This is a genomic window from Novosphingobium pentaromativorans US6-1 (genome assembly GCF_000767465.1).
In the GTDB taxonomy this organism is placed as follows: Bacteria; Pseudomonadota; Alphaproteobacteria; order Sphingomonadales; family Sphingomonadaceae; genus Novosphingobium; species Novosphingobium pentaromativorans.
Map to the genome: position 1 here is coordinate 3,511,635 of NZ_CP009291.1, position 17,000 is coordinate 3,528,634.

The window sequence follows — 17,000 nt, forward strand, 5'->3', positions numbered from 1 at the left end:
CTTCCGACTGGTTCGCAAGGCTTCAGGACGATAGACGTCCTTGCAGTCTGAACTCCCGCGTCCGTTGCGATTGCCAGATGGGCACTCTGGCCTCGCTTTACCGATTGCGCCGATCCTCTCAAGATCGGCGTTTCACACGGCTTTTCCGGCAGGGTCGCAGCGCAAGATTCTTCGCGCAGGCCCGTATTAGCTGCAAGATCGCAAGGCTCGGAGCGCGGAGCGCCGCAATCGCCTTGGCACAAATTGTCACCTGCACCTTGCCCTTGGAGGCCACAGGGCCTAGTGCGCGCGGCGGACTTCAAACAGTAATGAAAGCGTGCAGGCGTTGGCCAACGTAACCGTGATTGGCGCCCAGTGGGGCGATGAGGGCAAGGGCAAGATCGTCGATTGGCTGGCGAGCCGGGCGGATGCCGTGGTTCGTTTCCAGGGCGGCCACAATGCGGGCCATACGCTCGTCGTGGGCGAGCAGGTCTACAAGCTCTCGCTGCTGCCTTCGGGCATCGTCACCGGCACGCTGTCGATCGTGGGCAATGGCGTGGTTCTCGACCCCTGGCACCTCAAGGCCGAAGTCGAGAAGCTGCGTGGCCAGGGCGTCGAGATCAATCCCGACAACTTTGCGATTGCGGACAACTGCCCGCTGATCCTGCCGCTCCACCGCGATCTCGACGGTCTGCGCGAGAACGCGGCGGGCGCCGGCAAGATCGGTACCACCGGTCGCGGCATCGGTCCGGCCTATGAAGACAAGGTCGGCCGCCGCGCAATCCGCGTGTGCGACCTTGCACACCTCGATTCGCTCGATCCGCAGCTTGACCGCCTTTGCGCCCATCACGACGCACTGCGCGCCGGTTTCGGGCAGGACCCGGTCGACCGCGAGGCGCTGCTCAACGAACTTCGCGAGATCGCGCCTTTCGTGCTGCAGTTCGCGCAGCCGGTGTGGAAGCGTCTCAACAAGGTTCGCAAGGCCGGCGCCCGCATTCTTTTCGAAGGTGCGCAGGGCGTACTGCTCGACGTCGACCACGGGACCTATCCCTTCGTCACCAGCTCGAACACGGTTTCGGGCACGGCGGCGAGCGGTTCGGGCCTCGGCCCCTCGGCAACCGGCTTCGTGCTGGGCATCGTCAAGGCCTACACCACCCGCGTCGGCTCGGGTCCGTTCCCAACCGAACTGGACGATGATACCGGTCAGCGCCTCGGCGAACGCGGTCACGAATTCGGCACCGTCACCGGGCGCAAGCGCCGCTGCGGCTGGTTCGACGCGGTTCTCACCCGCCAGTCCTGCGCGATTTCGGGCGTCACCGGCATTGCCCTGACCAAGCTCGATGTGCTGGACGGCTTCGAGAAGGTGAAGATCTGCACCGGCTATCGCCTCAACGGCAAGGTGCTCGACTACTTCCCGAGCCACGCTGCAGACCAGGCCGCAGTCGAGCCGATCTACGAGGAAATGGACGGCTGGCAGGGCACCACCGCCGGCGCCCGTTCCTGGGCCGATCTGCCCGCGCAGGCGATCAAGTACATCCAGCGCGTGCAGGAACTGATCGAAACTCCGGTCGCGCTGGTTTCGACCAGCCCCGAGCGCGAGGACACGATCCTCGTGCGCGATCCCTTCGAGGATTGATCGCGATGCGGCGGAGCGCGCTACGGTTCGCTCCGCTGCTCCTGCTGCTTGCCGCCGCAGCCTCGGCGCAGGACGAACCGGCGCTGCCGGAAATCGACTTCGTTCGCGTCGACAAATCCGAAAGGACGATCCGGCTCTTTTCCCAAGGCCGGCTGGTACGCGTGATAGAGCGCATCCAGATGGGCGATCCGGTCGGCCCCAAGCGCTTCGAGGGCGACCGGCGTACGCCCGAAGGGCTCTACGAGATCGACTGGGCCAATCCCGGGAGCGCCTATTACCTCTCGCTGCACATTTCCTATCCGAGTGAGGAAGATCGCGCCTTTGCGGCGGCACGTGGCCGGTCGGCGGGCGGTATGATCATGGTCCACGGCCAGCCCAATGGCCTTTCGCAGGGCCGGGTGCCGGGCGACTGGACCGACGGCTGCATTGCCGTTTCCAACGATGAGATCGAATACCTCTGGCAGACCGTGCCGGATGGGACGCCCATAGAAATTCGGCCCTGATCCCGGAAAGGCCGGGATGGAGCCGGGCGTGCCGGTATCCTGCTTCTTCCCGCTGTGGTCGGCGGCAAGGGCTCAGAAGTCGACAGCGATGCCCTTGTGCACCCAGTCGCCATAGCGCGTGGGAGAAAGCTCGCCGTCGGGATCGGGCGAGTCCTGATCTGCCTTGGCGTCTGTGGGCTGCGGCGCGGGATCGTTGGTCCAGTGCGCGGGCTTCTTGAAGCCTTCGGGACGTTTGGTGGCGCGTTCGGTCATCGTGCCCATGTGGTGCCACTGGCGGGAAAACGCAATCCGCTATAGGGGCAGGCGGATGGACATTCCCGGCCTTCCGGCGCGCCGTGCCGCGCTCAACCTCATCGATGCCGTTCTGCGGCGCGGTGAAACCCTCGACCAGGCCGCCGGCGCTGCGCTTTCGCGTGTGCGCGGCGATGCCGACCGGGCGCTGACCCGCGCGATTGCCGGCGAGGTGCTGCGCTGGAAGGCCGACCTCGATGAGCTGATCGACAGCGCCACGCGCCAGCGCCTGCCCGACGATGCAAAGCCGCGCGCTGTCCTCGAACTCATGCTGGCACAGGTCCTGCGGCTGGAAACGCCGCCACATGCGGTGATCGCGACCGGGCTACCCTTGCTGACCGGCGGGCCGAGGCGGCTGGCGCATGGCGTTTTCTCCACGCTGGTGAAGCGTGAGGTTTCGCTGCCGGACGTGCCGACGCTGCCCGATGCCGTGCTCGCCCGCTGGGGTGAACGGGCCGGAGAAATTGCCCAGGGCCTGGCCGAGCCCCCGCCGCTCGACCTTGCCTTGCGCGAACCGGACAAGACGCAGGAGTGGGCGGAAAGACTGGGCGGCACAACGCTGATGCCCGGCCACCTCCGCCTGCCGCGCGGCGCGGCGATCGAAACGCTCGCGGGTTTTCGCGAAGGTGCGTGGTGGGTGCAGGATCTCGCCGCCAGCCTGCCCGCGCGGCTGCTGGGGCAGGGCGAGGGGCGGCGCGTGCTGGACCTGTGCGCCGCGCCCGGCGGCAAGACGCTGCAACTGGCCGCGGCCGGATGGGACGTCACCGCGCTCGATATTTCCAAGCGCCGTCTCGAACGGCTGAAAGACAACCTCGAACGTACGCAGCTTTCCGCTCACGTGGTCCAGTCCGATGCTTTCAAGTGGGAGCCGGAAGCGCCCTTCGACGCGATCCTGCTCGACGCGCCGTGCACCGCGACCGGTACCAGCCGCCGCCATCCCGATGTCCTGCACCGGATCGGGCCAAGGCAGATCGCGGAAATGACCGAACTGCAGTCCGGCCTGCTGGCCCGCGCGGCCGAATGGCTCAAGCCGGGCGGAAAGCTGGTCTATGCCGTGTGCTCGCTGGAAGCGGAGGAAGGCGAGGCCCAGGCCGCACAAGTGGCGCTGACGCCCGAGCCCATCTTGCAGGACGAATTGCCTGCGGGCCTCTCGCCAATGCCCGAAGGCTGGTTGCGCACGGACCCGGCGATGCTGGCCGAAGCAGGCGGGCTGGACGGCTTCTTCGTGGCGCGTTGGCGCAAGTCCTGACATCGCCTGAAAGGCAGGGCTGCGGATCAGGGTGAACCGCAGCGCTGCCTTCCGGAAGGGTCAGGCCTTCACCTTGGCCTGGAAGCTCTTGCGCAGCTTCATCAGCTTGGGCGGGATCACTGCCAGGCAGTAAGGATTGCGCTGGCCTTCGCCTTCCCAGTATTCCTGGTGATAGTCCTCGGCGGGATACCATGTGGCCGGGCCTTCGATGGTGGTCACGACCTTGCCGCCGTTTTCCTCGTTGGAGCGCGCGATGGCGGCTTCGGCTTCGGACCTTTGCGCATCGTCCAGCGGGAAGATCGCCGAGCGGTACTGCGTGCCGACATCGTTGCCCTGCCGGTTGAGCTGCGTCGGATCGTGCGTGCCGAGGAACACGTCGAGAATTTCGGCATAGGAGATCGTTTCGGGATCGTAGGTGACCTTGATCGCCTCGGCATGCCCGGTCGTGCCGGAGCAGACCTGCTTGTAGCTGGGGTTCTCCACCGAGCCGCCGATATAGCCGCTCTCGACCTCGCTCACGCCGACGACGTCGCGGAACACCGCTTCCGTGCACCAGAAGCATCCGCCTGCCACGATTGCCGTTTCCATGGTTTGTCCTGTCCTTGTCGTTCGGGGGGCATTCAAGTTCACGAACATAGGAAGCTGACTCGCCCTTGTCATCGGGGAGCACTATTGCAGGCCTCGCCTTCGGGTTGCCTTTGCCCCGTTCTGGGTTACTTTTCCGCCACTTCGTCCGCGCTGGGAGAATCGTGATGCGTCGAACACTGGTAGCCGTTTCGTCGTTCCTGGGTCTGCTGGCCGCACCGCTTTGCGCCGCCACTGTGGAAGCCGGGGCCGACGCGCGCACCGAGGCGGATTTCTGCAAGGGCTGCGAAGCGCTCGTCGAACTCGCTCTCGCACATCCCGCGCGCAAAGACGACCGTGAACGCGACGCTGCTCGGCATCCGGCGGAAACCCTGTCTTTCTTCCGCGTTCGCCCGGATATGAAGGTCGGCGAATATGCGCCGGGCGGAGGCTGGTACTCGCGGGTCCTTGCGCCCTATCTGGCCAGGGAAGGGCATCTCACCGGACTGTTCTTCAACCCGAAGCAGGGGCCGTTCGACGCCGACAAGATCAATGCCTCGGCTGCCGGTTTTGCCGATCAGGTCGCGGGATGGACGGGGCTTCCTGTCCAGAGCTTCTCGGGCATGACGCTCGAAACCGTGCCGGACGACCAGAAGGGAACCTTCGACCGGATCCTCGTCGTGCGCATGATGCACAACATGATGCGCTGGAATATCGCCGACAGCGAGATCAAGGCCATGCGCGCGCTGCTCAAGGACGATGGCCTGCTGGGCATCGTCCAGCACCGGGCCAAGGCAGACGCCCCTTACGCGGTCAGTTATGGCAATCGCGGCTACCTGCGCGAGGCGGACGTGATCAAATTCATGGAAGTGAACGGTTTCGAGCTGGTCGCCAGGTCCGAAGTCAACGCCAATCCCAGGGACACCGCGGACTGGGAGGAGGGCGTGTGGACTCTGCCGCCGACTTACGCGCTGAAGGACAAAGACAAGGCGAAATACGCAGCGATCGGCGAAAGTGACCGGATGACGCTTCTGTTCCGCAAGCGGCCCTGATAAAGGGCCAGCCCATGGCCGAAATCACTGTCGCAGCACTGCAATTAGCCCTTGGCTCCGCCGACGAGGCGGAAAACATCGCCGCCGTTTCCGCTCTCGTCGAAGAGGCGGCGGGCAAGGGCGCCCGGATCATCTTGCCGCCTGAACTGTTTTCGGGGCCGTATTTCTGCAAGGTGGAGGAAGAGGAGCTCTTCGCGCTGGCCCGCCCCACGGCCGAGCATCCCTCCGTCATCGCAATGAAGGCGCTGGCCAGGAAGCTCAAGGTGGCGATCCCGACCAGCTTCTTCGAGCGCGACGGGCACCACTATTACAATACGCTGGCCATGATCGATGCCGAGGGCGAGATCATGGGGACCTATCGCAAGAGCCACATTCCCGACGGCCCCGGCTACGAGGAGAAGTATTACTTCCGTCCGGGCAACGACGGGTTCAAGGTATGGGGCCTGTTCGGCACGCGCATCGGCGTCGGCGTGTGCTGGGACCAGTGGTACCCGGAATGCGCCCGCGTGATGGCGCTGATGGGAGCGGAACTGCTGTTCTATCCCACTGCGATCGGTTCCGAACCCTATGACGCCGCGCTCGATACCAGCCGCATGTGGCGCCGCGCCATGCTTGGCCATTCGGTTTCCAACTGCATGCCGGTGATCGCCGCCAACCGCATCGGCATCGAGGCCGAGGCGGGCAGTGAGCAGACATTCTACGGCCACTCCTTCATTACCGACGAGTGGGGCGATTTCGTAGCCGAATTCGGCAAGCAGGAAACCGGCGTGCTGGTTGCGACGCTGGACCTTGCGCGTGCGGCGAAGCACCGCGCCGGCATGGGTTTTTTCCGGGATCGCCGTCCGCAGCTCTATACCCGCATCGCGCAGGACGTCTGACCGACTTGGCAAGGCACCGCTATCTCATCGCACTGGGATCGAACATGCGGCATCGCAAGCATGGCGATCCGCACAAGGTACTCAGGGCCGCGCTTGCCGCGCTCGACAAGGGCAAGTTCGAGGTCGAAGCCGTCTCGCCGCTGATTGACTCTGCCCCGCTGGGCCCCTCGCGCAGGCGCTATGCCAATGGCGTCGCCATCGTCAGTACGCATCGCGATCCGGACGAAGTGCTCCACAAGCTGGCCAAGCTGGAACGCAAGTTCGGCCGCAAGTCGGGCGGACGGCCTTGGGGCGCGCGGGTGCTCGATCTCGATATCGTCCTGTGGGATGGCGGCCCATGGACCAGCGACAGGCTCGTGATCCCGCACCCGGCCTATCGTCAGCGGCAGTTCGTACTGGGCCCAGCATGCACTATTGCGGGTGGCTGGCGCGATCCCTTGACTGGCTTGTCGGTGAATCAGTTGCATGCGCGCTTGACCAAGCCTCGCCCTGTCCCTAGTTGACCCTTCCGCAGCCGCGAAACGGCATCGTGGGCCCGTAGCTCAGTAGGTAGAGCAGCTGACTTTTAATCAGCGGGTCACAGGTTCGAATCCTGTCGGGCTCACCACTTCGCCGACGGCTGCGGCAATTGCATTTCCAGACCGGAACGATACCCTCACGCTTCGGCGCAATCGCGTAGTGTGTAGCGGGGACAAAGGTAGCGGGTGAAATCCGGTTGCGCGGTCTTCGGCCTGCCTGCATTCAACACATCAATGGGTTGGCATCCACATAATCGGTGCGACGTCTGAGCCGCGTGCGGCTACCTCTCGGGCCCGGATGGCGGCAGTGGAGAGGATAAATATGCGCGCTAGCTTTGGACGATTATTGGACCTGGCCGCAGCACGGTCTTCAGGCCAAGGCGCGCACGAAGGCGTGTCTTGTGCAAGAGGCTTGCGCGGCGGCAGGTCTGGGGGAGCGGGAGGCACAGCGTGAAGGTCGTGGTGACGGGCGCCGGCGGCTTTGTTGGTCGGCAGCTTGTTTCGCGGCTGCTGGATCGCGGCGACACTGTTGTTGCATTGGATGCGCATGCGGGCGGCATTCCCCAAGGTGCCCGTGCCGTGGCAGGCGATCTAGGAGACAGGGCCGTGCGCGGCGAGGCGCTGGCTGGCGGCTGCGATGCGCTTGTCCATCTCGCGACCGTTCCGGGCGGCGCGGCTGAGGCAGATCCCGAGGCTTCGCGCCGGATCAATGTCGATGCCATGTATGACCTGCTGCTGGAGGCGAATGCGCTGCGTCCGGGCTTGCGCATCGTCTATGCCAGTTCCATCGCCGTCTTCGGCGATCCGCTGCCGGAGCAGGTCGACGACGAGACGCCGCTTTCGCCGAAGCTGATCTACGGCGGGCACAAGGCGATGATGGAGGGTGCGGTCGCGATGATGTCCAATCGCGGCATGATCGACGGCGTGACCGTGCGCCTGCCGGGCATACTTGCGCGGTCCAAGGGACCGTCCGGCATGAAGTCGGCCTTCATGAGCGACCTGTTCCATGCCCTCAAGGCCGGCGAGACTTTCACCTGTCCAGTCTCCGCCGCGGGCACAATCTGGGCGCAGTCGCTAGCATGCTGCGCCGACAACTTGATCCATGCGCTGTCGCTCGATACCGCTCTGTTGCCGCCTACGCGGGCGGTCACGCTGCCGGCGCAGCGGATCGCCATGCGCGATCTCGCTGCGGAAATCGCCCGCCAGTGCGGCGTGTCCGCAGATCTGGTGGCCTATGGCGCCGACACGGAACTGGAAGCCGCCTTCGCAGCGCAGCCGCCTCTCGCGACGCCTGCGGCCGAGAGAGCCGGGTTCGTCCACGACGGCGATCTCTCCTCTTTGGTCCGAAGCGCGCTCCAGACACTCTGAGGCAGAGCAGGAAACAGAATGGCCGGAGCGCGCTGTGCACTCCGGCCATGCCTGAATTTTACGGGAGAGGGGCGGTACCCCTCCCTAGAGGTTACCGATCGCCAGGAAGCGTTCTTCGCGGCGATGGAGCAGGTCCCTGGCCGGAACGCCCGCAAGTGCGTCGAGCTCCTCGGCAATGGCCTTGCCCAGCGCCTGCGAGGCGGTTGCGGGATCGCGATGAGCGCCGCCCATCGGTTCTGGCACGATGCGGTCGATCACGTTGAGCTGGAGCAGGTCCTGCGCCGTTACGCGCATGGCGGCGGCGGCGTCCGCTGCGCGCTCACCGGTGCGCCACAGGATCGAGGCGCAGCCTTCCGGGCTGATCACCGAATAGACGGCATGTTCGAGCATGAGTACGCGCTCGGCGCTCGCCAGGGCGACCGCGCCGCCCGATCCGCCTTCGCCGACGATCGTGGCGACCATCGGCACGGGCAGCGACAGGCAGGCCTCGGTGGCGCGGGCAATGGCCTCGGCCTGGCCGCGCTCTTCGGCTTCCACGCCAGGGAAGGCGCCCGAGGTATCGACCAGCGTCACGACTGGAAGGCCGAATCGCCCGGCCAGTTCCATCAGGCGCACCGCCTTGCGGTAGCCTTCCGGCTTGCCCATGCCGAAGTTGTGCTTGATGCGGGTTTGGGTGTCGTGGCCCTTTTCATGGCCGATGACCATGACGCGCCGGTCGCCCAGCCGCGCCATTCCGCCCACGATCGCCGCGTCCTCACCGTAGAGACGGTCGCCGCCCAGCGGCATGAAGTCGGTGAAGATATGGGCGAGATAGTCGCGAAGGTGCGGCCGCTGCGGGTGGCGGGCGACCTGCGTCTTCTGCCACGGCGTCAACGAGGCATATGTGCGCGCCAGCAGCTGCTCGCTCTTGGTCTCGAGCTTCTGGATCTCGTTCACCAGATCGAGGCCGCCGGTGTCGGCGGTCGAACGCAGCTCGTGGATGCGCGCCTCGAGGGCGGCAATCGGCTTCTCGAAATCGAGATAGGAGATCATTTGGCCTCGCTTTCGGCTTCGGCTTTGTCGGCCAGCCACTGTTCGAGCCACTTGATCGTGTAGTCGCCGGACTGGAATTCCGGGTCCTGGATGATCGCTTCGTGCAGCGGGATCGAGGTCTTGACCCCGCCGACGACCATTTCGCCCAGCGCCCGCTTGAGACGCATGATGCAGCCCTCGCGGGTGCGGCCGTAGACGATCAGCTTGGCGACCATCGAATCGTAGTAGGGCGGGATGCGATAACCGGCATAGAGTCCGGAATCGACGCGCACGTGCATGCCGCCGGCCGCGTGGAACGTGTCGACAAGGCCGGGGGAGGGGACGAAAGTCCACGGGTCCTCGGCATTGATGCGGCACTCGATGGCGTGGCCCTTGAACTCGATCTCGTCCTGCTTGACCGACAGCGGCTTGCCGTCGGCAATGCGGATCTGCTCACGCACGAGGTCGACGCCGGTGATCGCTTCGGTCACCGGATGCTCGACCTGCAGGCGGGTGTTCATCTCGATGAAGTAGAACTCACCGTTTTCCCACAGGAACTCGATCGTGCCGGCGCCGCGATAGCCCATGTCGGCCATCGCCTTGGCGACCACGCCGCCCATGCGTGCGCGTTCCTCTGCCGTGATGACGGGCGACGGAGCTTCCTCGAGCACCTTCTGGTGACGGCGCTGCAGCGAGCAGTCGCGCTCGCCCAGGTGAACGGCATTGCCGTTGCCATCGCCGAAGATCTGGAATTCGATGTGACGCGGATTGCCCAGGTACTTCTCGACGTAGACGGTGTCGTCGCCGAAGGCGGCCTTGGCTTCCGAGCGGGCCTGGCTGACCATCGTTTCGAGCTGGTCTTCGCTGGGCACGATCTTCATGCCGCGACCGCCGCCGCCCGATGCGGCCTTCACCAGCACCGGGTAGCCGATTTCCTTTGCAAGCTCGCGGATCTCGTCGAGGTCTTCGACGGCGCCCGGGGACCCGGGGACCAGCGGGAGGCCGAGCGCGCCGGCGGTGCGCTTGGCTTCCACCTTGTCGCCCATCGTGCGGATATGCTCGGGCTTGGGGCCGATCCAGGTGATGCCATGGGCTTCGACGATCTCGGCGAACTTGGCGTTCTCCGAAAGGAAGCCGTATCCGGGGTGGATCGCGTCGGCCTGGGTGATCTCTGCCGCAGCGATGATCGCGGCGACGTTGAGGTAGGAATCGCGGGCCGAGGGCGGGCCGATGCATACCGCGTGATCGGCGAGGCGAACGTGCATCGCGTCGGCATCGGCCGTGGAGTGCACGGCGACCGTCTCGATGCCCATTTCATGCGCGGCGCGATGGATACGCAGCGCGATTTCACCGCGATTGGCGATCAGTATGCGGGAAATGCCCATGCGATCAGCCGATGACGACGAGCGGCTGGTCGAATTCGACCGGCTGGGAATTGTCCACCAAGATGGCCTTGACGGTTCCCGCGGCAGGTGCGGTGATCGGGTTCATCACCTTCATCGCCTCGATGATCAGCAGGGTATCGCCTGCCTTCACGCTCTGGCCGACCGAGATGAAGTTGGCCGAGCCGGGTTCCGGCGCGAGGTAGGCGGTGCCCACCATCGGCGACTTGACGGCGGTGCCGTCGAAGGCCGGCGCGGCGGCTTCTGCCGCGGCAGGTGCGGCAGCGGCCGGGGCGGCGACACCCGCGGGGGCCGGAGCGACCGCGGCCTGGACCATCGGCGCTGCCATCAGCGTGCGGGCGACGCGGATGCGGCGTTCGCCGTCCTCCACCTCGATCTCGCTGAGGTTGGTGTCGGAGAGAAGCTCCGCCAGTTCGCGCACCAGTGCGCCGTCAATGTTCATGCCAGCGGCCTTGCCGCTCGTTTGGTTACCCATGCGTTCCTCGGATCAGCATATTTTGCCGCGGCTATTGCGGGGGCGATAGCACGTGACAAGGGATTAATCCTAACCTTGCACATTTTTTCCGCGAAGGGACTGTGCGCAGTTTTGCGTTGTCAGGCTGCAGATGCAACCGGACGGAGATAATCGAGCAGGCGCGCCAGCGTCCCGCGCAGGTCCCGGCGATGCACGACCATGTCGACCATGCCGTGTTCGTGGAGGTATTCCGCGCGCTGGAAGCCGTCGGGCAGCTTTTCGCGAATGGTGTCCTGGATCACGCGCTGGCCGGCAAAGCCGATGAGCGCGCCCGGCTCGGCGATCTGGACGTCACCCAGCATGGCGTAGCTGGCCGTGACCCCGCCGGTCGTGGGGTCGGTCAGGACGACGATGTAGGGCAATCCGGCAGCCTTGAGGCGGCGCAGGGCAACCGTCGTCTTTGGCATCTGCATCAGGCTGAGAATGCCTTCCTGCATGCGTGCGCCGCCAGCCGCGGTGCAGATGACGTAACCGCAGTTCTCGCGAATCGCGCGCTCGATGCCGGTGACAAAGGCCGCGCCCACCGCCATGCCCATCGAACCGCCCATGAAGCCGAAGTCCTGCACGCCCAGCACGAGCTTCTTGCCCTCGATCTGGCCGACCGCATTGGTCAGCGCATCGCCGTAGGGATAATTGGCGCGGGCGGCCTTGAGGCGATCGGGATACTTCTTGCTGTCGCGGAACTTGAGCGGATCTTCCTTGACCTTGGGCGTGGGCAGGATCGAGAATCCGGGATCGAGCAGTTGCCCGATGCGTTCCTGCGCGCTGATACGGCCGTGGTAGTCGCACTTCGGGCAGACCGAGAGGTTGTCCTCGAAGTCCTTGACGAACAGCATCTCACCGCAGGATCGGCACTTGATCCAGAGGTTGTCGGGTGTGTCGCGCTTGCTCGTGCGCGAGAGGGAATTGCGTACGCGTGTTAGCCAGCTCATGCCGCGCTATTTGCCGTTTTTCGGCGCTTCGGCAAGTCCTGCGGGTTCCCATGGCCCTGCAAATGGTCACAAACGGCGGGAATGCGTGGGTTGCGAATGCAAGACAGCCCCGCGATCGCAGGGCTGTCTCACGGGTTTTGCACAATCTGCTATCGATTGAGGATCAGAATTCGCTCCAGTCCTCGTCGTTCGTGGGCACCGATTGCAGGGCGACATTGCCCATCGAAGCGGGTTGCGGACGAGGCGCCGAATGGAGGGAGGGGGCAGGAGCCGAAGGCACCGATGGGGCGATCTTGCGCATCGGGCGCACGATGTCGTCTTCGCCGGTGACGAAGGAGGAGACGAGCGAGGTCATCTCGTTGGCCTCGTCGGCGAGGCTGCGCGAGGCCGCGGTAGATTGCTCGACCATCGCGGCGTTCTGCTGGGTCAGGCGATCCATTTCGCCCACCGCGTCGTTGATCTGCTGAAGGTTGCCCGCCTGCTGCGTGGCATTGCGGGCGATCTCGGCCATCAGCTCGTCGATATCGCCCACACTGGCGACGATCTTTTCGAGCAGGGTACCGGTATCGCCGACGAGGACGACGCCGTCGCCGACCTGCTTGCTGCTGACGGTGATCAGTTCCTTGATGTTCTTCGCCGCTTCGGCAGAGCGCTGGGCAAGGGCGCGCACTTCATTGGCGACGACCGCGAAACCCTTGCCGGCATCGCCTGCCCGGGCAGCCTCGACCCCGGCGTTGAGCGCGAGGAGATTGGTCTGGAAGGCGATGCCGTCGATCACGTTGATGATCTGGCCGATCTCCTGGGCCGATTTTTCGATTTCGCCCATCGCGGCGACGGCTCTGCGCACGACTTCGCCCCCCTCGGTGGCTTCGCGGTGAGCGCCGGAAACGGCCTGCTGTACGTCGGTCGCCTTGTCGGCGGTCCGCTTCACGTTGCTGGTGACCTCGTTCATCGACGATGCGGTTTCGGCGAGGCTGGCGGCCTGGCGCTCGTTGCGGGTCGCGAAGTCGTCCGAGGCGGAACGGATCTCGGTTGCGCCGGTGCGCACGCTGGCAGCGGCGGTGCGGACAGAGCGTATGGTATCGGCCAGAGAGCGGACGGCGGCGTTGAAGTCCTTGCGCAAGTCGTCGTAGGCGCCGGGGAAGGGAGTGCGGATTTCGCAGTCGAGACGGTTGCTGGAGAGCTTCTTGAGCCCGCCGCTCAGGGCATCGATGATCTGCTTTTCCTGCGCGGCATTGTCGCTGCGCAGGGCCACGGCGTTGTTGCGGAAGGTTTCCATGGCCTTGGTCATGCGCCCGACGCAGTCCTTGTAGTCGGTGTAGCGGATCGGGCTGTCGGTGTCCCCGTCGGCCAGCGCTTCCATCCGCATGACCGTATTGACGTAAGGGGTAGTGATATGGCGCGCGGCGAGGATCATCACGATCATGGTGGCGGCGAGTGAAGCGCAGGCGGCGCCGATCAGTTCGGCGCTCCCGCCGGCGAGCCATGTCGTGGCCGGTCCCGCCGTGCCGATCAGGGCGAGCAGGGCTGTCAGAGCCTTGAATTTCGTTCGGATAGGGGCCGTCTTTTCAAACCATTGCAGCATGTCGGACTCCTCGAATTCCCATCGGCAGCCCGGATCGCAACGACGCTACCCAAGTCGGCTAGAAGACGGACTTCGATGGAGGGAAAGTAAGAGAAGCAGGAGAAATATTGAGTTCTCCGCAATCTACGTGCTGATCCCTATGATGCGCACCGATATCGCTACCGAATATTGCAGTTCTGAAAGAACAGTTGCTCAGCGCGCTTGCAACTGTTGCAAGGATTTCTTGAAGGCGCCTGGCGCAAGGCGATAGGGGCGCTTCCCGGACAGCGGCAGGCGGTGGCGCCTGCGGTCTGCGCGTTGGCATTGATTTACCAATAGTTATTGCAAATGGGCCTAAGCCTGCCGGATTACGGGAAGGAGTGGCTACGGGCGTGGCATCGGGCTTAAGAACGACAGCGGGTCTTCTCGCACTTGCCCTGGGTGCTATGCCCCTGCCGGTAGCAGCGAGCGAAAGCGGCGATATCGCCACGCCTGCCTTCCAGCTCTCTGCGAATGCCAGCATCGTTTCCGACTACCGTTTTCGCGGTATCAGCCTGTCGGGCAAGGACCCGGCGATCCAGGGCGGCATAGACCTCAGCCATGACAGCGGCCTGTTCATCGGCACCTGGGCTTCGAGCATTGCCGATTCCGGCGGGGCCAATACCGAGCTCGACCTTTACGGCGGCTATGGCGGCTCACTCGCCGGCATCGACTATTCGGTTACTGCGCTAGCCTATATCTACCCCGGTGGGCATGGTGTCGATTACTTCGAGGTACTCGGCTCTGCGACTACTAGGCTGGGGCCGGGCAGTATCGGCCTCGACATGGGCTGGGTGCCCGAACAGGACAATTTCGGTGGAGACAATTTCTACCTTGCCGCGAAGGGCGAAATGCCATTGGGCGGCAGTTCGGCAAGCCTGTTCGGCCATCTCGGCTATGAAAACGGCGATGCCTACGACCGCAAGTGGGACTGGGAAGCGGGTCTTTCCTATGCGTCGGGACCGTTGACCGCATCGCTGTCCTACGTCGATACCAACTATTCCGGCGCCGATGAGGCAGGCCGTTTCGCCAGGGCGGGCGTCATTGCCTCGCTTGCCGCCAGCTTCTGATTGCAGGGTCCACACCATGTCCCGTCTCTTCCTTTCCGTAGACATGGTCGGCTCGACCCAGTTCAAGGCGACCAAGACCGCCAAGGGGCCAGGTGGCTGGATGGAGATCTTCCGCACATTCTTCACCAACTTCCCGCTGATGCTGGTGGGGCAGATGGGCTTCGAATTCCTCGAGGAGGACGAGACTCCGGCGGTCGATGTCTGGAAAGCCATGGGCGATGAGGTGATCTTCACCGCGCAGCCTTCCAGCGCCGAGGAATTGACCGGGATCCTGCGCGTCCTGCTGCGCACCATGCGGCTTTACGAAGCTACCCATTTCGAGACGTTGCCATTGCGCCTCAAGGGCACGGCCTGGCTGGCTGACTTTGCCGAGAACAACATCGCTCTCGAAATCCCGGAACTGTCCTCGGACGATGCCGCGCCGCATCTCGATTTCATCGGGCCGGACCTCGACCTGGGCTTTCGCCTTTCGAAATATGCCCGTCCGGCCAGTCTCGTGCTATCGCTCGATCTCGTCGAAGCGCTGCTGGGGGCGGACAATCTCTCGACCGTCGCGATGTACCTGGTCGGGCGCGAGGAACTCAAGGGCGTGATGTTCGGTCGGCCATATCCGATCGTGTGGATGCACGATGCGGAAGAAGGTTTCGACTTCCTGCCCTGGGAGCGCGAGAGCTGCCCCTATATCGCCGCCGCGCTCGACGCCCGGCCGGCCAGCGTCGAGCAACTACGCGGCCAGATCGACGACATGCGGCTCTACTTGCGCAAGATGCACGGGCTCGAGCGGCCGCCGATCACGCTGGGCTGACTGTTTCGCGGGCGCCTTCGTAGCAGACCGTCAGGATCGCGATGTCGTCCGACTGGGGCACGGCGCCGACGAATCCGCGCACGCTTTGCGCGAGTCCTTCGGCAATCAGTCTGGCGGAAAATTCGGCGCGTGCGCTGGCCAGGGCATCGGCGATGCGGGCCGTGGTAAACAGTTCGTCGTTCGCGCCCGTCGCCTCCGATACGCCGTCGGTGAAAAGGACCAGCGCATCGCCTTCGCGCAAGTTGAAATGGCCGGTGCGAAAGGGAACGTCCTCGAACACGCCGAGCGCCATGCCCTGCTGTTTGGCCAGTCGTTCGACCGATCCATCCGCCCGCACGATGAAGGGCGCCTCGTGTCCGCCGTCGCTGTATTCCACCTCGCCGCTGCGCAAGTCGAGGATGCCCGCGAAGACGGTCACGAACATCTCCGCGGCATTGTCGCGCGAGAGCTCGGCGTTGACCCGCTCCATGATCTGGCCGGTCGATCCGCCCGACATGGCGTGCGCCTTGAACAGGGTGGTGGTCATGGCCATGAACAGCGCGGCCGGAACCCCCTTGCCCGATACGTCGCCGACGACGAAGAACAGGCGGTTTCGGTCGATCAGGAAATAATCGTAGAGATCGCCGCCCACCTGCTTGGCCGGTTCGAGCAGGGCGAAAACGTCGAGGTCCGTGCGGTCGGGGAAGGGCGGGAACTTGCGCGGGAGCATACCGATCTGGATGTCGCGTGCGGCGGAAAGCTCGCCTTCCACCCTTTCGCGCGCCGCTGTCGCTTCGGCAACCTCGACGAGGTAGCGCTGGAGGCGCGCAATCATCCCGGCCATCGCTTCGGCAAGGCTGCCCACTTCATCGCCCCGGTCGCGGCTGATTTTGCGCATGGCGTCCATTTCGTCCTCGTCGGGCCGGAAGCTGCGCGTCTCCATGTTGCGGGTGAAGGTGGTCAAGCGCACCAGCGGTTCGACGATCCGCGAGACGAGGAACCAGCCGACCGCCATCGACAGCGCGAACAGGGCAATGCCGATCGCGATCGACTTCACGAGCGCCATGTGCAGCCGCTCGTCCAGCCAGGTCAGGTCGATGTCCGCCCCGATGACGTGGACGCGCCCGTCAGGGCTTTTCACCGGCATGTAGATCGAGCGGAAGCGGCCGAAGGAATCGCTGTACTCGTCGAAGCGCACCCTGCCGTCGGCGAAGCTGCGATAGAGCTTGTCGGGCGCGGTGTCGTAGAGCGTGAAGAACTTCGTCTCGCTGCCTTGCGCGATCTCCCCGTCGGTGGCGCTGGTCGCCACGGTGCGGATGTCGTCGCCGAACTTCATGTACGTATAGACGTAGGTCAGGCCCGAAGCATTGCCGAAGCGCGACAGGTGCTGCTGGATCTGCCTGTATTCGTCCGGCGTGACCGATTTCGCATCGCGGATGCGCCGGTGGTATCCATCGGGAATGATCTCGCGCACCGCGTTCGTCGCGGTCTGCAGCTTGCCGTCGATGCCCGTGAGGATCTCGTGGCGGTCGGTGCTGTAGAGGACAGCGGTATAGACTGTTGCGGAAACCAGGTTGAGTACAAAGAGCAGGAGCAGCAGTTGCGGCTTGAGGCCGAACCTGCGCACCCTTTGCGCTCCATCCAT

At 64.6% G+C, this 17,000-nt stretch carries 17 protein-coding genes and 1 tRNA gene; 10 read left to right on the top strand and 8 right to left on the bottom strand.

The window, feature by feature from the left end; translation table 11 throughout:
* The first annotated feature begins 325 nt into the window (after nt 1-325).
* Together JI59_RS16525 and JI59_RS16530 are read left to right on the top strand one after the other, a co-directional pair.
* Nucleotides 326-1,615, top strand: coding sequence for an adenylosuccinate synthase (locus JI59_RS16525; protein ID WP_038576399.1), 1,290 nt, complete (start codon nt 326-328; stop codon nt 1,613-1,615).
* Nucleotides 1,616-1,620: 5 nt separating this feature from the next.
* Nucleotides 1,621-2,118: a L,D-transpeptidase family protein gene (locus JI59_RS16530; protein WP_038576402.1), complete on the top strand. Its 498-nt coding sequence runs from the start codon at nt 1,621-1,623 to the stop codon at nt 2,116-2,118.
* 72 nt (nt 2,119-2,190) lie between these two features.
* On the opposite strand, the gene JI59_RS16535 is transcribed toward JI59_RS16530, so the two are convergent.
* Nucleotides 2,191-2,370, bottom strand: coding sequence for a DUF1674 domain-containing protein (locus JI59_RS16535; RefSeq protein ID WP_138921264.1), 180 nt, complete (start codon nt 2,368-2,370; stop codon nt 2,191-2,193).
* 55 nt (nt 2,371-2,425) lie between these two features.
* On the opposite strand from JI59_RS16535, the gene JI59_RS16540 reads away from it, so the two are divergent.
* Complete coding sequence (locus JI59_RS16540; RefSeq protein ID WP_007011524.1) at nt 2,426-3,658, top strand: RsmB/NOP family class I SAM-dependent RNA methyltransferase; 1,233 nt, start codon at nt 2,426-2,428, stop codon at nt 3,656-3,658.
* Between the two features lie 60 nt (nt 3,659-3,718).
* Here the strand turns inward: JI59_RS16540 and msrA are convergent, their stop codons facing one another.
* Nucleotides 3,719-4,246 carry a peptide-methionine (S)-S-oxide reductase MsrA gene (gene msrA, locus JI59_RS16545; RefSeq protein WP_007011523.1) on the bottom strand — a complete coding sequence of 176 codons (528 nt, stop codon included), beginning with the start codon at nt 4,244-4,246 and terminating at the stop codon, nt 3,719-3,721.
* A gap of 164 nt (nt 4,247-4,410) precedes the next feature.
* Here msrA and JI59_RS16550 point away from each other — a divergent pair, with 164 nt between their 5' ends.
* The 5 genes from JI59_RS16550 to JI59_RS16570 all read left to right on the top strand — a co-directional run bounded on the left by JI59_RS16550 (nt 4,411) and on the right by JI59_RS16570 (nt 8,038).
* Nucleotides 4,411-5,274 carry a class I SAM-dependent methyltransferase gene (locus JI59_RS16550; protein WP_038576405.1) on the top strand — a complete coding sequence of 288 codons (864 nt, stop codon included), beginning with the start codon at nt 4,411-4,413 and terminating at the stop codon, nt 5,272-5,274.
* Nucleotides 5,275-5,288: 14 nt separating this feature from the next.
* Nucleotides 5,289-6,152 carry an N-carbamoylputrescine amidase gene (aguB, locus tag JI59_RS16555; protein WP_007011521.1) on the top strand — a complete coding sequence of 288 codons (864 nt, stop codon included), beginning with the start codon at nt 5,289-5,291 and terminating at the stop codon, nt 6,150-6,152.
* A gap of 5 nt (nt 6,153-6,157) precedes the next feature.
* Complete coding sequence (folK, locus tag JI59_RS16560; RefSeq protein ID WP_007011520.1) at nt 6,158-6,655, top strand: 2-amino-4-hydroxy-6-hydroxymethyldihydropteridine diphosphokinase; 498 nt, start codon at nt 6,158-6,160, stop codon at nt 6,653-6,655.
* 28 nt (nt 6,656-6,683) lie between these two features.
* Nucleotides 6,684-6,759, top strand: a tRNA-Lys gene (locus JI59_RS16565).
* Nucleotides 6,760-7,120: 361 nt separating this feature from the next.
* The gene (locus JI59_RS16570; protein ID WP_007011519.1) at nt 7,121-8,038 is read left to right on the top strand and encodes an NAD-dependent epimerase/dehydratase family protein; all 918 of its coding nucleotides are present in this window, start codon (nt 7,121-7,123) and stop codon (nt 8,036-8,038) included.
* Between the two features lie 84 nt (nt 8,039-8,122).
* Here the strand turns inward: JI59_RS16570 and JI59_RS16575 are convergent, their stop codons facing one another.
* The 5 genes from JI59_RS16575 to JI59_RS16595 form a co-directional block, all read right to left on the bottom strand.
* A complete protein-coding gene (locus tag JI59_RS16575) occupies nt 8,123-9,070 on the bottom strand; it encodes an acetyl-CoA carboxylase carboxyltransferase subunit alpha (RefSeq protein ID WP_007011518.1) in 948 nt (315 codons plus the stop codon).
* Nucleotides 9,067-10,434, bottom strand: a complete 1,368-nt coding sequence (accC, locus tag JI59_RS16580; RefSeq protein WP_007011517.1) for an acetyl-CoA carboxylase biotin carboxylase subunit — start codon at nt 10,432-10,434, stop codon at nt 9,067-9,069. The genes JI59_RS16575 and accC overlap by 4 nt, the downstream gene beginning before the upstream one ends.
* 4 nt (nt 10,435-10,438) lie before the next feature.
* Nucleotides 10,439-10,927 carry an acetyl-CoA carboxylase biotin carboxyl carrier protein gene (accB, locus tag JI59_RS16585; protein ID WP_038576409.1) on the bottom strand — a complete coding sequence of 163 codons (489 nt, stop codon included), beginning with the start codon at nt 10,925-10,927 and terminating at the stop codon, nt 10,439-10,441.
* A gap of 119 nt (nt 10,928-11,046) precedes the next feature.
* Nucleotides 11,047-11,898: an acetyl-CoA carboxylase, carboxyltransferase subunit beta gene (accD, locus tag JI59_RS16590; RefSeq protein ID WP_007011515.1), complete on the bottom strand. Its 852-nt coding sequence runs from the start codon at nt 11,896-11,898 to the stop codon at nt 11,047-11,049.
* A 163-nt stretch (nt 11,899-12,061) separates the two neighbouring features.
* Nucleotides 12,062-13,483, bottom strand: coding sequence for a methyl-accepting chemotaxis protein (locus tag JI59_RS16595; RefSeq protein ID WP_007011514.1), 1,422 nt, complete (start codon nt 13,481-13,483; stop codon nt 12,062-12,064).
* A 371-nt stretch (nt 13,484-13,854) separates the two neighbouring features.
* Between JI59_RS16595 and JI59_RS16600 the strand changes: the two genes are divergently transcribed.
* Nucleotides 13,855-14,571 (top strand): TorF family putative porin, encoded by a 717-nt coding sequence (locus JI59_RS16600; protein WP_238532456.1) that lies wholly within the window; start codon nt 13,855-13,857, stop codon nt 14,569-14,571.
* Nucleotides 14,572-14,587: 16 nt separating this feature from the next.
* Nucleotides 14,588-15,376: a hypothetical protein gene (locus JI59_RS16605; RefSeq protein WP_013833163.1), complete on the top strand. Its 789-nt coding sequence runs from the start codon at nt 14,588-14,590 to the stop codon at nt 15,374-15,376.
* On the opposite strand, the gene JI59_RS16610 is transcribed toward JI59_RS16605, so the two are convergent.
* Nucleotides 15,363-17,000: a PP2C family protein-serine/threonine phosphatase gene (locus JI59_RS16610; protein ID WP_007011510.1), complete on the bottom strand. Its 1,638-nt coding sequence runs from the start codon at nt 16,998-17,000 to the stop codon at nt 15,363-15,365. The genes JI59_RS16605 and JI59_RS16610 overlap by 14 nt on opposite strands.

Excerpts from the sequence above, each read along its gene's own strand:
- JI59_RS16530 (WP_038576402.1), top strand. The coding sequence starts at position 1,621 with ATGCGGCGGAGCGCGCTACGGTTCGCTCCGCTGCTCCTGCTGCTTGCC.
- JI59_RS16535 (WP_138921264.1), bottom strand. The coding sequence starts at position 2,370 with ATGACCGAACGCGCCACCAAACGTCCCGAAGGCTTCAAGAAGCCCGCG.
- JI59_RS16540 (WP_007011524.1), top strand. The coding sequence starts at position 2,426 with ATGGACATTCCCGGCCTTCCGGCGCGCCGTGCCGCGCTCAACCTCATC.
- msrA (WP_007011523.1), bottom strand. The coding sequence starts at position 4,246 with ATGGAAACGGCAATCGTGGCAGGCGGATGCTTCTGGTGCACGGAAGCG.
- JI59_RS16550 (WP_038576405.1), top strand. The coding sequence starts at position 4,411 with ATGCGTCGAACACTGGTAGCCGTTTCGTCGTTCCTGGGTCTGCTGGCC.
- aguB (WP_007011521.1), top strand. The coding sequence starts at position 5,289 with ATGGCCGAAATCACTGTCGCAGCACTGCAATTAGCCCTTGGCTCCGCC.
- JI59_RS16575 (WP_007011518.1), bottom strand. The coding sequence starts at position 9,070 with ATGATCTCCTATCTCGATTTCGAGAAGCCGATTGCCGCCCTCGAGGCG.
- accC (WP_007011517.1), bottom strand. The coding sequence starts at position 10,434 with ATGGGCATTTCCCGCATACTGATCGCCAATCGCGGTGAAATCGCGCTG.
- accB (WP_038576409.1), bottom strand. The coding sequence starts at position 10,927 with ATGGGTAACCAAACGAGCGGCAAGGCCGCTGGCATGAACATTGACGGC.
- accD (WP_007011515.1), bottom strand. The coding sequence starts at position 11,898 with ATGAGCTGGCTAACACGCGTACGCAATTCCCTCTCGCGCACGAGCAAG.
- JI59_RS16595 (WP_007011514.1), bottom strand. The coding sequence starts at position 13,483 with ATGCTGCAATGGTTTGAAAAGACGGCCCCTATCCGAACGAAATTCAAG.
- JI59_RS16605 (WP_013833163.1), top strand. The coding sequence starts at position 14,588 with ATGTCCCGTCTCTTCCTTTCCGTAGACATGGTCGGCTCGACCCAGTTC.
- JI59_RS16610 (WP_007011510.1), bottom strand. The coding sequence starts at position 17,000 with ATGGATGGAGCGCAAAGGGTGCGCAGGTTCGGCCTCAAGCCGCAACTG.